This window comes from Nocardia sp. NPDC127606 (genome assembly GCF_042671725.1).
Classification (GTDB): domain Bacteria; phylum Actinomycetota; class Actinomycetes; order Mycobacteriales; family Mycobacteriaceae; genus Nocardia.
This window is the reverse complement of sequence record NZ_JBHXWQ010000010.1, coordinates 218668-232881: the sequence shown is the minus strand read 5'-3', so window position 1 is coordinate 232881 and position 14214 is coordinate 218668. Positions and strand designations below refer to the sequence as shown.

The window sequence follows — 14214 nt, the reverse complement described above, 5'->3', positions numbered from 1 at the left end:
CGACGAAGGAGCGATTCCGCGGCGCCTAACCGGCGGCCCCTCAGGGCCGCGGACACGCGCGCGCCAGCGCGCCAACAAACACAGCCTCAAACCGTCCTGGGACTACCAGAACCCCTGATCAGTCACTGCTCCAAGCCTCCAGCTCAGCACGCATACAAGCACGCGGCCACTCGTCAAGCCCATGAGCGATCTCGCTGGCACGTATCGCCCGCAAGCCGGGAGTTTCGTCAGCGGGCGGGATATAGGTGAACCCGAGGCGTTCGTAGTACGGGCCGTTCCACGGCACCTGCGTGAACGTGGTGAGCGTGATCTCCTCGAGCCCGTTGTCCCTGGACCACGCGACCGCATGGTCGATCAGCCGCTTGCCGATCCGCGCGCCCGCGTGAGCCGGGTCGACGGAAACCTGATCGATATGAGGCTGCCCGTCGACCAGTCCGAGAACCAGGTAGCCGACCGGCTGATCGTCGTCGTCCGGCCACACCCACGCCCGCCCTTCGACGACGAAGGCCCGCAACACCTCTCGCGACGGCGGCTCGTCCTCGGCCACCGCGGTCATGCCCACCTCGGCGAACGGCGCACCGGCCCGCCGCTCGATCTCCTGCAGCGCCGCGATCTCGTCCTCGCGCGCGAGCCGGGCAGGTCCACCGGCCGCCGGGGTGGCGATGATCCCGTTGAGCAGCGCGCGCAGGGCCCAGCGCGCGCGCACGTCACCGGCGGTGCGCCGCACGGACTCGGCGGTGATATGCCGGCAGATCAGGTCGACGGCCCAGGTCGCGGTCGCGGGGTCGAGGCCGCCCTCGCGCAGAAGAGTCAGCAACTGCTCGATCAGACCGAGGGCGTGCTCGGTGGTCGGGAATCGGCCGACGGCGACGAGCGCGAGACCGTCGTGGCGGCCGAGAGCCTCGATCGCGGACTCGGCCAGCTGGGTCACCCTGGCACGCCAGTCACCCTCGGTGGGCGCCTGGACCTGGGACAGGACGTGGTCGAGCATGCCGGTCAGCAGGTCGTCGCGATGGGCGACGTAGACGTACAGCGACGCGGCGCCGGTGTCGAGTTCCTTGGCGACCCGGCGCATGGTGAGCGCGGCCGAGCCCTCGGTGTCGAGGACGCGCAATCCGGTCTCGATCACGAGATCACGGCTCAACGGGACTTTCGCCGGTCGGGCCCGGCGACTGACGGGTGCGGCGTTCATGCGCCGATCCTACGCGGCCGACGAACATCGTTTGGTACGAACGTCGTTCGAAGTTCACCTTCGGACCTTATCCCCGGGCGTCCGTCCATCTATGCTGGCGGCGGAGACCAAGGTCGCGGTCTGCCGCACAGCGGGGTCGGCCGAGGCAGCGGTGAAGGCCAGTCCGACAAGGAGGCGTTGATGCACGCGCATTCGTCCACCGTGGCCATCGTGCCGGGGACCGGGATCGTCGCTCGATTCGGCGATGTCGTCGTCTATCTGGCCGGGGAGACACCGTCGACCGATCGGTTACTCGGCGCGGTGGAAACCGTCGCCAACAACACCGCGGCGAGCGCACCCGGTGCGGCCCTGGCCCAGCGCCTGGCGGGCGTGGTGTTCGGCGGCGCCTCTGCCCCACCGCCTTTCGGCGTACTCGCCCCGACCGCCGACGGGATGCTGATCCTGTTGCGCGGCGCGGTGATCGCCGAGATCTCCGGTGCGGAGGGCAACCGCCGCCTCGCCGGCGACCGGGCCTTCACCTGGGTCGACGAGATCATCCGCGAACCCGTCCGCCGGATCGCGGTCGGCGCCGAGATGGCCGACCCCACCAGCGCCAATCCCCGCACCGACCTGCGCGCCGGCATCGTCACCGGCAACGGTTTCGTGCTCAACCTGGGCCGGCGCCGCAATCCCCCGCCGCGCCGGGTCGAATCCGTCGACGAGCCCGCACCGACGGAGGCCACCGGCTTCCAAGCCCTGCGCCCACCGACCGCGCGACCCACCGATACCAGCGACGCGCTCCCGGCCACCGCGGGTTTCCCGGCGCCGACACCCGACCAACCCGCGACCTCGGGTTTCCAGCCCGACGCGGGCCGGCCCGACAGCGAGACGGTGAGCACGGGCAGCCGACCGACCACCGGCGACGTGGCGGGCACCGGACCGAGCAACTCCGACGGTGTCACCGTGAGCACCGGTCCGCGCAACTCGCCCGCCGCCAACGCGCCCCGAGCCTGGTCGCAAGCACTCGATGCCGCCAAGCGCGCCGAACCGGTCGCATTGAGCAAGGGTGCGGCACCCCACAGCGGTTCGCGCGGCGCCCTGGTCACCGAAGACGGGCTGAGCTACCCACTGGACCGGCCCTACGTCCTCGGCCGCAACCCCTCGGGGGAAGAATCGGTGCGCGCTTCCGCGGCGACGCCGATACTGATCGAACGCGATCGGCTCGTCTCGCGGGTCCATGCCTTCGTCGCCCCCGACCGTGGCAAGGTGTTCGTCCGCGAGGCCCCCGCGACCTCCGGAACCTTCTTCGCCGCCCCCGACAGCGAACGCTGGTCTCGCGTCGGCACCCTCCCGATCGAGTTGCAACCGGGATGGCGCCTGCGGATCAACGACTTCCTGCTGACCTACTGCGTGTAAATCACCTACTGCAAATCACTCACAGACCATCCCGACGCCCGTGCATCCAGCTCCACGGGCGTCGGATCGCGAATCGGCTCAGGCCTCGAGGGCGTCGAGCAGGGCCGCGCGCTGACGAGCACCGAGGCCACCGATACGGCGATCTTCGGGAATCTCGGCCTGATCCATCAGCTTGGCGGCCTTGACCGGACCGACGCCCGGCAGTGCCTTGATCACGGCAGCGACCTTGGTCTTTTTCACCAGGTCGTCGCTGTCGGCTTTCTTGAGCAGATCGGCGACGGTGACCTTGCCCTCCTTCACCTTGCCGATCAGTTCCGAGCGCGCCTTGCGCACGGCAGCCGCTTTGGCCAACGCCTCGGTGCGCTGTTCGGCGGTCATCGTAGGCAGTGCCATGTCTCCTCCGCTTCCACTCGTCACTCGAACATCTGATTGACGGACCGAGTAAACAGCACGAAATCAGCAGCACCAGTCCGACACACCGCGAGGATACGCCGATGAGTTTTGCGTGCCGAACCCGTCGTATTCAGTGAAGGGCCTCCCAAGACGGACCAAACGGACGAAAGGACGGGCGGTTCAGGCCTGCGTAACACTGCGGTGACCAGCAGCGACACATCAACAGAAGCACTTTTACGGGATCAAGGTTCAACGGCGAACCATGGAGGATCAACGAAGCTCCTCGGCCCGGGCGCGACCCGTTCTGGAACGGTCGTCACCGTCTCCCGCATCGCTCCATCGACAGCTACACAGTTGTGCGCCAGACATTTTCAGCGCCCACGGGTCGAGCAATTCGGGCCCGCGGGTGTTCTCTCCCCGCTCGATGCGCAACAATGACGCGACCCGGCGAACCCTTTTGCTACCTGGAGTTGCGATGCGCGAGGAACACCCGCTCGATCACGAGGTCACCGCTCTGCCCGTGCGGGTGGAACGGGCCAGGCGTCGCATCGCCTATCAGTCCGACCCGGCACTGACCGACGCGCTGTCCGAAGACGAGTTGCGCGCCGAGCGCGAACTCGCCGAAAAGATCCGTACCTACGAGCGCGATCAGCGCTGGAAGCACATCAAGGCCGCCTCCTCGCACGCCGACCGCTTGCGTGACACCACCGCGGAGCTCGAGCGCGCCGAGATGTCGGACCTGATGCTGGCCCGCAAGGCCATCGCCGCGCAACGTCGCGAGTCCAACCCGCGCGCTCGCCTCGCCTCGCTCTATCAGCACCGCACCTGGTCGCTGCGGGCGCTGGCCGGCGTGGTGATCACGGGCATGCTGTGGTCGGCGGTGAACGTCCAGCACAACATCGCCCCCGGCGGACCCACCGACCCGCTCTACTGGGCCAGCTTCGGCCTGGAGGCGATGATCAGCGTGTGCCTGATCATCATCATGATCGGCACCACGCGGGTGGCCGAGTGGGGCGTGATGGGCAACCGCAACCAGGTGCTGATCGCCGAGCTGTTCCTGCTCACGCTGACCATCGCCCTCAACACCTATCCACATCTGAGCGCACAGCACTGGTACGACGCCGCTGTGCACGCCGTGGCCCCGGTGATGATCGGTGTCGCCCTACTCATCCACAACGCCGCCAGCGCCCGCTACAGCACCGCGATCGTCCGTGCCAGCGCGGAGATCCCGGCCGACGACGCCGACGATCTCCTGGCCGCGCCGAGCCTGGGTAATCCGGCCGTCACCTAGCATCCACCGACACACAGCGAAGGGCCCCTCCGGATCAGATCCGAAGGGGCCCTTTGCCGTTGGTTTGTTACGCCGACTTCTCGCGACGCTCCGGACGCTGTGCCTTGCGCGGCACGATCGTCGGGAGGACGTTGTCGATGACGGTGTCGGCGTTCACGACCACCTTGGCGACGTCGTCACGGCCGGGGATGTCGTACATCACCGGCAGCAGGACCTCTTCCATGATGGCGCGCAGGCCGCGAGCACCGGTGCCGCGCAGGATCGCCTGATCGGCGATCGCTTCGAGGGCGTCGGCGGTGAACTCGAGGTCGACGCCGTCCATCTCGAACAGGCGAACGTACTGCTTGACCAGCGCGTTCTTCGGCTCGGAGAGAATAGTGACCAGCGATTCCTTGTCCAGGTTCGTCACCGAGGCGACGATGGGCAGGCGGCCGATGAACTCGGGGATCAGACCGAACTTGATCAGATCCTCGGGCATCACGTCGGCGAAGTGGTCGTCGGTGTCGACCTCGGCCTTGGAGCGCACCTCGGCGCCGAAGCCGATGCCGCGGTGACCGGTGCGGTCGGAGATGATCTTCTCCAGGCCCGCGAACGCGCCCGCCACGATGAACAGCACGTTGGTGGTGTCGATCTGGATGAACTCCTGGTGCGGGTGCTTGCGACCGCCCTGCGGCGGCACACTCGCCTGGGTGCCCTCCAGGATCTTCAGCAGCGCCTGCTGCACACCCTCGCCCGACACATCGCGGGTGATCGACGGGTTCTCGCTCTTGCGGGCGATCTTGTCGACCTCGTCGATGTAGATGATGCCGGTCTCGGCGCGCTTGACGTCGTAGTCGGCGGCCTGGATCAGCTTCAGCAGGATGTTCTCGACATCCTCACCGACATAGCCCGCCTCGGTGAGCGCGGTGGCGTCGGCGATGGCGAACGGCACGTTCAGCATCTTGGCCAGGGTCTGCGCGAGGTAGGTCTTGCCGCAACCGGTGGGGCCGAGCATCAGGATGTTCGACTTCATCAGCTCGACGGCCTCACCGCGGCTGTCGCGGCCCTTGTCGCCCGCCTGGATGCGCTTGTAGTGGTTGTAGACCGCGACGGCGAGGGTCCGCTTGGCGGTGTCCTGGCCGATCACGTAGTTCTCGAGGAAATCCCGGATCTCCGAAGGCTTGGGCAACTCGTCGAGCTTCACTTCGCTCGACTCGGCCAGCTCTTCTTCGATGATCTCGTTGCACAGGTCGATGCACTCGTCGCAGATATACACCCCAGGGCCCGCGATGAGCTTCTTGACCTGCTTCTGGCTCTTTCCGCAGAACGAGCACTTCAGCAGATCGCCGCCGTCTCCGATGCGCGCCATCTCGTAGGTCCCTACTTCCTTGTCCGAGTGCGACCGTCGTCCCCCGATTGGGCCGGAAATACGTCTCGGTGCCGTCAATCAGAGCAATGGTCCCTGAGTCGACCGTACCTGGTGTGCGCGAGACAGGTCGACAACTCGCGCATGTTCGATGTGAAGGGTTGTGCGGGTCCTCACCATTGTGAGCCACCGCGGGTGAAAAAGCCGGGCCCGCCGCCCAGATCAGGACAGCGGGCCCGGGCGTGTCACTTCTGGCCGCTGAGCTTCCGGTAATCGAAGACCTGGTCGATGATGCCGTATTCCTTGGCTTCCTCGGCAGTCAGGATCTTGTCACGGTCGGTGTCCTTGCGCACCTGCTCCTCGGGCTTGCCGGTGTGGCGCGAGATGGTGACTTCCATCAGGCGACGCATCCGCTCGATCTCGGCTGCGGCGATCTCGAGGTCGGACACCTGACCCTGCACACCGCCGGAGGACGGCTGGTGGATCAGGATGCGCGCGTTGGGCAGTGCGGCGCGCTTGCCGGGAGCGCCCGCGGCCAGCAGGACCGCGGCGGCCGAGGCTGCCTGACCCAGGCAGACCGTCACCACGTCGGGGCGCACGTACTGCATGGTGTCGTAGATCGCCATCAGCGCGGTGAACGAACCACCGGGCGAGTTGATGTACATGGTGATGTCGCGGTCGGGGTCCTGGGACTCCAGCACCAGCAGCTGCGCCATGATGTCGTTGGCCGAGACATCGTCGACCTGGTTGCCCAGGAAGATGATGCGCTCCTCGAACAGTTTGTTGTACGGGTCGGAGGTCTTGACGCCGAACGAAGTCTGCTCGGTGAACTGCGGCAGGATGTAGCGCGACTGCGGCAGGCCGGCAGCGGAGCCGCCGTGGCCGGCGCGCGGGTCGAAGAGGTTGGCCATCTTTATCTCCAAGCTTGTCTCGAGTGAGGGGGGACGGCGGCGGTTACTTCGCCTGGTTCGCGTGCGCGACCACGTGGTCGATGAAGCCGTACTCCAGGGCTTCCTTCGCCGTGAACCAGCGGTCGCGGTCCGCGTCCTCGGTCACCTGCTCCACCGACTTGCCGGTGTGCAGCGACTGCAGTTCGTTGAGCTCACGCTTGGTGTGGGCGAACTGCTCGGCCATGATCGCGATATCGGCCGCCGAACCACCGATGCCCGCCGACGGCTGGTGCATCATGATCCGGGTGTGCGGCAGCGCGAAACGCTTGCCCTTGGTACCCGCGGTGAGCAGGAACTGTCCCATCGATGCGGCCAGACCCATCGCGACGGTCTTGATGTCGCACTCGGCGAACTGCATCGTGTCGTAGATGGCCATGCCCGCGGTGACCGAGCCACCGGGCGAGTTGATGTAGAGCGCGATGTCCTTCGTCGCGTCCTCGGCCGAGAGCAGCAGGATCTGCGCGCAGATCTTGTTCGCGATCTCATCGTCGACCTGGGTGCCCAGGAAGATGATGCGCTCGCGAAGCAGCCGTTCGTATACGGAATCACTGAGGTTGAGTCCAGCGGTAGCGGCTGTCATGACCCCTGCCTGGTTGATCGTCACGGATACCTGCCTTCTCTTCTCACCGATTGCTACGGCCATACGAATACGGTTCGTCGTCACAAACACTAACGAAGCAGGGCGGCACCGAACTCCCGGTACCGCCCTTCTTCGCTCACAGCGCAATCAAATCACGCCGCCGAAACCTACTCAGCAGCGGCTTCGACCTGCTCGCCCTCAGCGGATTCCGCAGGGTCACCGAACATTTCGGTGGTGTCGACCACATTGCCGTCGGAGTCGGTCACCTTCACCTGACCGACAACTCCGGCCAGCGCCTTGCCGCGTCGCACATCGGCGAAGACCGCGCCCAGCTGGCCCGCCTGCTGCACCTGCTGGATGAACTGCTCCGGCGACATGCCGTAACGCTGCGCCTGGAACAGGATTCGCTCGGTCAGCTCCTGCTGGCCGACCTGGGTGTTCTCGGCCTCGGCGATGGCGTCGAGCAGCAGCTGGGTCTTCACCGACTTCTCGGCGGCTTCCTGGGTGTCCTTGTCGAACTCCTCGCGGGAGGAGCCCTGCGCCTCGAGCGCCTCGGCCAGCTTGGCCTCGTCGTGGTCGAAACCGTGCACGGCGTCGTGGACCACGGCGTCGACCTCGGCCTTGACGACGGCCTCGGGCAGCGGGACCTCGACGGTCTCGAGCAGGGTGTCGAGCACCTTGTCACGGATGGAACCGGCCTGCTCGACCTTCTTGACGCGCTCGACGCGGCCCTTCAGGTCTTCCTTGAGCTCGTCGATGGTGTCGAACTCGCTGGCCAGCTGGGCGAACTCGTCGTCGGCCTCGGGCAGCTCGCGCTCCTTGACCGACTGCACGGCCACGGTGATCACGGCTTCCTTGCCCGCGTGGTCACCCGCCACCAGGGTGGAGGTGAACTCGGCGGATTCGCCGGCCTTCAGGCCGATGACGGCCTCGTCGAGGCCCTCGATCAGCTGACCCGAACCGACCTCGTGCGACAGTCCGGTGGTGGCCGCCTCGGGGACGTCGGCACCGTCGACGGTGGCCGACAGGTCGATCGACACGAAGTCGCCATCGGCCACGGCACGCTCGACACCGGTGAGGGTGCCGAAGCGCTGACGCAGCGAGGTGAGCTGCTCCTCGATGTCGTCGTCACCAATGGTGAAGGAGTCGACAGTCACCTCGATGCCCGAGTAGTCGGGCAGGGCGATCTCGGGGCGCACGTCGACCTCGGCGGTGAACGCCAGCTCTTCGCCGTCTTCGATCTTGGTGATCTCGATCTCGGGCTGGCCGATGACCTTGACCTCGGTGGCCTGCACGGCCTCGGCGTAGCGGGCGGGCAGCGCGTCGTTGACGACCTGCTCCAGCACGGCGCCACGGCCGACACGGGTCTCGATCAGCTTGGCCGGAGCCTTGCCGGGACGGAAGCCGGGGATCTTGACCTGCTGCGCCAGCGCCTTGTAGGCCTTGTCGAAGTCGGGCTTCAGCTCCTCGAAGGGCACCTCGACGTTGATCCGGACCCGGGTCGGGCTCAGCTGCTCGACGGTGCTCTTCACGGACATACTCCTTGGTTCGTAGTTCATGGTGGTGTCCCCACAGGGGGCGACGCGCCATAGTCAGGCACGGCTAAGCCAGGTGCGGCGCACAATGCGCATCCCGACCAGGGTAGTTGACCGCCCGCGCGGTCGCGCAATCGGTGTTGGTTGAGGGTGCCGCTAGCGGCCGACCTGCACGGCGTCGGTCACGAAGACCAACGTCTCGTTCGGCGGCACACCGTTGCCGCCCTCGCCGTAGCCGAGGTTCGGCGGCACGATCAGCAGCCTGCGCGTGCCCTGCTGCACGCCGATCAGCCCCTCGTCCCAGCCCTGGATGACCTGGCCGGCGCCGAGGGTGAGCCCGAACGGCTTACCGCGCTGGAAGGAGCTGTCGAGTACCTGCTTGTCCGACCAGGTGACCAGCTCGTAGTTCATGGTCAACGGCTGTCCGGCCACCGCGCCCGGCCCGTTGCCCACCACCAGATCCTTGGTGATCAGGGTCTTGGGCGGGTCACAGCTGTCGGGGATGGTGATCTTGGGCGCCTCGCCGTAACCGCCGCTGACCTTCACGTCGTCGGCGGTGCATTCGCGACCCTTGCTCGCGGAGCTCCCGCCGGCCGCGCTCGAGCTCGGCGCGCTGCTCGAATCCGTGTCGGAGCCGCAGGCCGCTGTCGTGATCGCGGCGGCCGCGACGAGTCCGATTCCGATGATCCTGCCGAGAGAATGCATGGCCCGCAGAGTAATCGACTGTCGTAGCCGGGGCGGAAACCGGCACGACGGTAGGCTCGGCGGTGCGTTTCCCCACCGGGTGTCACCGGTCCTCGATCGGCGCCCGTGTATGCCCCGCGGCGCGGACGGCGCTGTGAACTCACCGATTTCGAGGAGAGTCCGCGATGACCGGGAACACCATGGGCGACACCGCCGCCGACAACGTGGGAGACGGCCGGGGCGAGACCATCGCTCCCACGCCCTACGTCCTCACCGACGCACCCGGTCCGCTCTCGCGCGAGGAGCTCGTCGCGGTCGACGCGTGGTGGCGGGCGTCGAATTATCTCGCGGTCGGCCAGATCTATCTGATGAGCAATCCGCTGCTGCGCACCCCGCTCGTCGCCGAGGACATCAAGCCGCGCCTGCTCGGCCACTTCGGCACCGTGCCCGGCCTGAATCTGGTGTGGGCTCACGCCAACCGGGTGATCCGGGATCGCGGCCTGAACGCGGTATACGTCGCAGGCCCCGGGCACGGCGGGCCCGGTCCCAACGCCTGCGCGTGGCTCGAAGACGCCTACACCGAACTCGAACCGGACATCCCGCGCGACGCCGACGGCATGCGCAGATTCTTCCACCGGTTCTCCTTCCCCGGCGGCGTGCCGAGCCACTGCGCGCCGGAGACGCCGGGGTCGTTCCACGAGGGCGGCGAGCTCGGCTACAGCCTGCTGCACGCCTTCGGCGCCGCCTTGGACAACCCCGATCTCGTCGTGTTCTGCGTGGTCGGTGACGGCGAAGCCGAGACCGGCCCGCTGGCGGGCAGCTGGCACGCGAACAAGTTCCTCAACGCGGGACGCGACGGCGCGGTGGTGCCGATCCTCGCGCTCAACGAGTACAAGATCGCCAATCCGACGATCCTCGCCCGCATTCCCGAGGCAGAACTGATCGAGCTGCTGCGCGGCTACGGCTACGAACCGCTGATCGTCTCCGGCAACGACCCCGCACCGGTCCACCAGGCGATGGCCACCGCGATGAACACCTGCATGGACCGGATCGCGCAGTTCCAGCGGGCGGCCCGCGATGCCGGGGACACGAAACGTCCGCGCTGGCCGATGATCGTGATGCACACGCCGAAGGGCTGGACCTGCCCCCCGGTGGTCGACGGCAAACGGGTCGAGGGCACGTTCCGCGCCCATCAGGTGCCGCTGCCCAACGCGCGCACCGACTCCGAGCACCGGCGGGTGCTGGAGCTGTGGTTGCGGTCGTATCGGCCGGAGGAGTTGTTCGACCGGGACGGGTCGCCGGTGCCGGCCCTGCTCGAGCAGGTGCCGCGGAATCCGATGAGCCTGAACCCGGTTGCCAACGGCGGCTTGCTGATTCGTGACCTCGACCTCCCCGACTGGCGCGACTACTGCGTGGACGTCGGGTCGCCCGGTGCGGGTCAGCACGAGGCCACCAGGGTCCTCGGCAGCTGGCTGCGCGATGTCACCGCCCGCAATCCGCACAACTTCCTCACCTTCGCCCCCGACGAGCTGGTCAGCAATCGGTTGCAGGACATTCTCGAGGTGACCGGGCGCGACTGGCAGGAAGAGGTCGGGCGCTGGGATGTGGATCTGTCAACGGTCGGTCGCGCGGTGGAAGTGCTGTCGGAGCACATGTGCGAGGGCCTGCTGGAGGGATATCTGCTGACCGGCCGCCACGGCGTCTTCACCTGCTACGAGGCATTCATCCACATCGTCGACGCTATGTTCAATCAGCACGCCAAGTGGCTCGATGCCAGCTCGGCGGTGTCGTGGCGGCGCAAGATCCCCAGCCTGAACTACCTGCTCACCTCGCACGTGTGGCGCCAGGACCACAACGGGTTCACCCATCAGGATCCCGGTTTCCTCGACGTGGTGGCGAACAAGAGCCCCGATATCGTGCGCGTGTATCTGCCACCGGATGCCAATACCCTGCTGTCGACCTACGACCACTGCCTGCGGTCGCTGCACTACGCGAACGTGGTCGTGGCAGGCAAACAGCCGGGGCCCGACTGGCTTTCGGCCGAGGAGGCGGGGCTGCACTGCACTCGCGGCCTCGGGATCTGGGAGTGGGCGTGTCACAACGACGATCCCGGCACCACGCCCGATGTCGTACTCGGGTGCGCGGGCGATGTGCCGACCCTGGAAACTCTGGCCGCGGTGGCGATCCTGCGAGACCGGCTGCCGGACTTGCGGATCCGGTTCGTCAATGTCGTCGACCTGATGCGCATGCTGCCCGCCGGCGAGCACCCGCACGGCCTGCCCGACGCCGAGTTCGACGCCCTGTTCACCACCGACCGCCCGGTGATCTTCGCCTTCCACGGCTACCCGTGGCTGGTGCACCGGCTCACCTACAGCCGCACCAACCACGCCAACCTGCACGTGCGCGGTTACAAGGAGAAGGGCACCACCACCACGCCCTTCGACATGGTGATGCTCAACGATCTGGACCGCTTCCATCTGGTGCTCGATGTGATCGACCGGGTACCCGGACTGCGCGAGCGGGCGGCGGGTCTGCGCCAGGAGATCGTCGACGCCCGGTTGATCGCGCGCCGCTGGACCCGCGAGCAGGGCGCCGACATCCCGGTCGTGGCCGATTGGGTCTGGCCCGACTCGGCGATCCCCACCGCGCGGTAACGCGGTTGCGGCGCGGGCCCGCGCTGCACGACGATGGAAGAGATATGACCGAATCCCGCCGCACCGACCTCCTCCCCCGCGATCGCCGCGATCTGACCGGACCGTTCGACGTGATCGGCGACGTCCACGGCTGCCGCTCCGAATTGGAGACCCTGCTCGGCGAACTCGGCTACACCCTCACCCGCGACGAGCGCGGCCGTCCGGTCGGTGCCACTCACCCCGACGATCGCACCGTGGTCTTCGTCGGCGACCTCGTCGACCGGGGCCCCGATACCCCCGGCGTGCTGCGCCTGGTGATGGGAATGGTGGCGGCGAAAACCGCCCTGTGCGTCACCGGCAACCACGATCACAAGCTGATGCGCGCCCTCGACGGCCGCAACGTCCGCATCGCGCACGGCCTCGAACAGTCGCTGTCCCAACTGGCCGACGAAGACCTCGAATTCCGCACGGCCGCACACGCTTTCCTCGGCACCCTGCCGAGCCACTATCTCCTCGACGGCGGCAAGCTGGTCGTCGCCCACGCGGGGCTGCCCGAAAGCCTGCACGGCAGCACATCCGGCCGGGCCCGCTCCTTCGCCCTCTACGGCTCCCCCACCGGCGAGCTCGACGAACACGGCTACCCCATCCGCTACGACTGGGCCCAGGACTACCGGGGCACCGCCACCGTCCTCTACGGCCATACCCCCGTGCACGCCTTGAACTGGGTCAACAACACCCTCTGCCTCGACACCGGCGCCGTCTTCGGCGGCACCCTCTCCGCCCTGCGCTACCCCGAGATGAGCACGATCTCCGTCCCCGCCGAGCAGGTCTGGAGCGAACGCGCGGGCATCACACCGGTGCCCGACTGAGCCGCTCGACTGGCCACCGCAACGCCGGGCGTGGGGGTTCGTCGCCGAATCGTCAACGTCGAACCTGGGTGTGACGTGCGGATTTCCACCCGGGTAGGCCTACCATCAGCAGCGGACGACCCGACTCATCGACGAGGAGAGGTTCATGCGCCGTACATTTCTCGCTCTGTCCGTACTCGCTCCGCTCATGGTCAGCGGTGTCGCGAGCGCCGATCCAGCACCGCAGGGCACAGGGACGCTGACGGCGTGGACGTTCACCGGACGGGAGCCGGTTCCGGTGAATCGAGCCGATATCGAGGTGACGCCGTGCGATGCGAAGCAGGTGGTCGCGACGCTGGTCAGCGGGGCCGACGGGCGTGCCACGGTGGCGCTGCCCGCGGGGTGTTACGAGGCGAAGGTGGTGACGGTGCCCGGCGGTTGCGGGTTGGCTGTCACCGAGCCGGTTCGGGTCACCGTGGCCGCGGGTTCCGAGGCGCGGGCGGACTTCCGGTTCGGCTGCGCCTGAAGGACATTCAGTCCTTCGGGCCACCGGCCACGTAGATGACCTGGCCCGAGACGAAGCCGGCACCCTCGCTCACGAAGAACGCGGCGGTGTTGGCGATGTCTTCGGGCGTGCCGACCCGGTTCACCGGGATCTGCGCGGCCGCGGCGGCCTTGAAGGCCTCGAAGTCGGCGCCGACCCGGGCGGCGGTGGCCGCGGTCATCTCGGTTTCGATGAAGCCCGGCGCGATCGCGTTGGCGGTGACGCCGAATTTGCCGAGTTCGAAGGCGAGGGTCTTGGTGAACCCCTGCATGCCCGCCTTGGCCGCGGAGTAGTTGGCCTGGCCGCGATTGCCCAGCGCCGAGGTGCTCGACAGATTGACGATGCGACCGAACTTCGCCTCGACCATGTACTTCTGCACCGCGCGGGTCATCAGGAAGGCACCACGCAGGTGCACGTTCATGACGGTGTCCCAGTCGTCGACCGACATCTTGAACAGCAGGTTGTCGCGCAGCACGCCCGCGTTGTTGACCAGCACAGTCGGCGCGCCGAGCTCGGCGGCGATCCGCTCCACCGCGGCGGCGACGGCCGCTTCGTCGGCCACATCGGCGCCGACCGCGAGCGCCGCGCCCCCGGCGGCCTCGATGGCAGCGACGGTGCCCGCGCAGGCGGCTTCGTCGAGATCGAGGACAGCGACGGCGTATCCGTCGGTGGCGAGCTTCGCGGCTACCGCGGCGCCGATGCCACGGGCGGCTCCGGTGACGATCGCGACCTTGCGTTGCGTGGGCATCCGTCTCCTACAAGCCTGAGCTGGGCGAATGGTGATGGTCGGGGTGACAGGATTTGAACCTGCGACCCTCCGCTCC

The 14214-nt window shown here is 67.5% G+C and carries 13 protein-coding genes; 5 read left to right on the top strand and 8 right to left on the bottom strand.

All coding sequences use genetic code 11. From position 1 onward, the window contains the following. Positions 1-118: 118 nt before the first annotated feature. On the bottom strand, positions 119-1192 hold the full coding sequence (locus tag ACFVJ5_RS32280) for a GNAT family N-acetyltransferase (RefSeq protein ID WP_379226025.1): 1074 nt from the start codon (positions 1190-1192) through the stop codon (positions 119-121). Between the two features lie 180 nt (positions 1193-1372). Here ACFVJ5_RS32280 and ACFVJ5_RS32275 point away from each other — a divergent pair, with 180 nt between their 5' ends. Next, the gene (locus ACFVJ5_RS32275; protein ID WP_379226023.1) at positions 1373-2587 is read left to right on the top strand and encodes an FHA domain-containing protein; all 1215 of its coding nucleotides are present in this window, start codon (positions 1373-1375) and stop codon (positions 2585-2587) included. 78 nt (positions 2588-2665) lie between these two features. Here ACFVJ5_RS32275 and mihF read toward each other — a convergent pair whose 3' ends face one another. After that, the gene (gene mihF, locus ACFVJ5_RS32270) at positions 2666-2980 is read right to left on the bottom strand and encodes an integration host factor, actinobacterial type (RefSeq protein ID WP_019045768.1); all 315 of its coding nucleotides are present in this window, start codon (positions 2978-2980) and stop codon (positions 2666-2668) included. Positions 2981-3455: 475 nt separating this feature from the next. Between mihF and ACFVJ5_RS32265 the strand changes: the two genes are divergently transcribed. Beyond that, positions 3456-4271 carry a hypothetical protein gene (locus tag ACFVJ5_RS32265; RefSeq protein WP_379226021.1) on the top strand — a complete coding sequence of 272 codons (816 nt, stop codon included), beginning with the start codon at positions 3456-3458 and terminating at the stop codon, positions 4269-4271. 67 nt (positions 4272-4338) lie between these two features. Here the strand turns inward: ACFVJ5_RS32265 and clpX are convergent, their stop codons facing one another. The 5 genes from clpX to ACFVJ5_RS32240 all read right to left on the bottom strand — a co-directional run bounded on the left by clpX (position 4339) and on the right by ACFVJ5_RS32240 (position 9386). Beyond that, on the bottom strand, positions 4339-5619 hold the full coding sequence (gene clpX / locus ACFVJ5_RS32260; RefSeq protein WP_378629984.1) for an ATP-dependent Clp protease ATP-binding subunit ClpX: 1281 nt from the start codon (positions 5617-5619) through the stop codon (positions 4339-4341). Positions 5620-5861: 242 nt separating this feature from the next. Further along, a complete protein-coding gene (locus tag ACFVJ5_RS32255) occupies positions 5862-6527 on the bottom strand; it encodes an ATP-dependent Clp protease proteolytic subunit (RefSeq protein WP_101463989.1) in 666 nt (221 codons plus the stop codon). Positions 6528-6570: 43 nt separating this feature from the next. Next, on the bottom strand, positions 6571-7146 hold the full coding sequence (locus tag ACFVJ5_RS32250) for an ATP-dependent Clp protease proteolytic subunit (protein WP_056821854.1): 576 nt from the start codon (positions 7144-7146) through the stop codon (positions 6571-6573). 167 nt (positions 7147-7313) lie between these two features. Further along, positions 7314-8678 carry a trigger factor gene (gene tig / locus ACFVJ5_RS32245; RefSeq protein ID WP_379226019.1) on the bottom strand — a complete coding sequence of 455 codons (1365 nt, stop codon included), beginning with the start codon at positions 8676-8678 and terminating at the stop codon, positions 7314-7316. A gap of 159 nt (positions 8679-8837) precedes the next feature. Continuing rightward, entirely contained in the window at positions 8838-9386 is a 549-nt protein-coding gene (locus ACFVJ5_RS32240) for an FKBP-type peptidyl-prolyl cis-trans isomerase (RefSeq protein ID WP_379226017.1), read from the bottom strand. 164 nt (positions 9387-9550) lie between these two features. Here ACFVJ5_RS32240 and ACFVJ5_RS32235 point away from each other — a divergent pair, with 164 nt between their 5' ends. From ACFVJ5_RS32235 to ACFVJ5_RS32225, 3 genes are all read left to right on the top strand, one after another. Further along, positions 9551-12019 (top strand): phosphoketolase, encoded by a 2469-nt coding sequence (locus ACFVJ5_RS32235; RefSeq protein ID WP_379226015.1) that lies wholly within the window; start codon positions 9551-9553, stop codon positions 12017-12019. Between the two features lie 44 nt (positions 12020-12063). Then, complete coding sequence (locus ACFVJ5_RS32230; protein WP_379226013.1) at positions 12064-12867, top strand: metallophosphoesterase; 804 nt, start codon at positions 12064-12066, stop codon at positions 12865-12867. 145 nt (positions 12868-13012) lie between these two features. Next, positions 13013-13372: a hypothetical protein gene (locus ACFVJ5_RS32225; protein ID WP_379226011.1), complete on the top strand. Its 360-nt coding sequence runs from the start codon at positions 13013-13015 to the stop codon at positions 13370-13372. A gap of 7 nt (positions 13373-13379) precedes the next feature. Here ACFVJ5_RS32225 and fabG read toward each other — a convergent pair whose 3' ends face one another. After that, complete coding sequence (gene fabG / locus ACFVJ5_RS32220) at positions 13380-14138, bottom strand: 3-oxoacyl-ACP reductase FabG (RefSeq protein WP_379226009.1); 759 nt, start codon at positions 14136-14138, stop codon at positions 13380-13382. Positions 14139-14214: the final 76 nt, after the last annotated feature.

Bases quoted from the DNA above. Each gene is read 5' to 3' on its own strand.
- ACFVJ5_RS32280 (WP_379226025.1), bottom strand. From the start codon at position 1,192: ATGAACGCCGCACCCGTCAGTCGCCGGGCCCGACCGGCGAAAGTCCCG.
- ACFVJ5_RS32275 (WP_379226023.1), top strand. From the start codon at position 1,373: ATGCACGCGCATTCGTCCACCGTGGCCATCGTGCCGGGGACCGGGATC.
- mihF (WP_019045768.1), bottom strand. From the start codon at position 2,980: ATGGCACTGCCTACGATGACCGCCGAACAGCGCACCGAGGCGTTGGCC.
- ACFVJ5_RS32265 (WP_379226021.1), top strand. From the start codon at position 3,456: ATGCGCGAGGAACACCCGCTCGATCACGAGGTCACCGCTCTGCCCGTG.
- clpX (WP_378629984.1), bottom strand. From the start codon at position 5,619: ATGGCGCGCATCGGAGACGGCGGCGATCTGCTGAAGTGCTCGTTCTGC.
- ACFVJ5_RS32255 (WP_101463989.1), bottom strand. From the start codon at position 6,527: ATGGCCAACCTCTTCGACCCGCGCGCCGGCCACGGCGGCTCCGCTGCC.
- ACFVJ5_RS32250 (WP_056821854.1), bottom strand. From the start codon at position 7,146: ATGACAGCCGCTACCGCTGGACTCAACCTCAGTGATTCCGTATACGAA.
- ACFVJ5_RS32240 (WP_379226017.1), bottom strand. From the start codon at position 9,386: ATGCATTCTCTCGGCAGGATCATCGGAATCGGACTCGTCGCGGCCGCC.
- ACFVJ5_RS32235 (WP_379226015.1), top strand. From the start codon at position 9,551: ATGACCGGGAACACCATGGGCGACACCGCCGCCGACAACGTGGGAGAC.
- ACFVJ5_RS32230 (WP_379226013.1), top strand. From the start codon at position 12,064: ATGACCGAATCCCGCCGCACCGACCTCCTCCCCCGCGATCGCCGCGAT.
- ACFVJ5_RS32225 (WP_379226011.1), top strand. From the start codon at position 13,013: ATGCGCCGTACATTTCTCGCTCTGTCCGTACTCGCTCCGCTCATGGTC.
- fabG (WP_379226009.1), bottom strand. From the start codon at position 14,138: ATGCCCACGCAACGCAAGGTCGCGATCGTCACCGGAGCCGCCCGTGGC.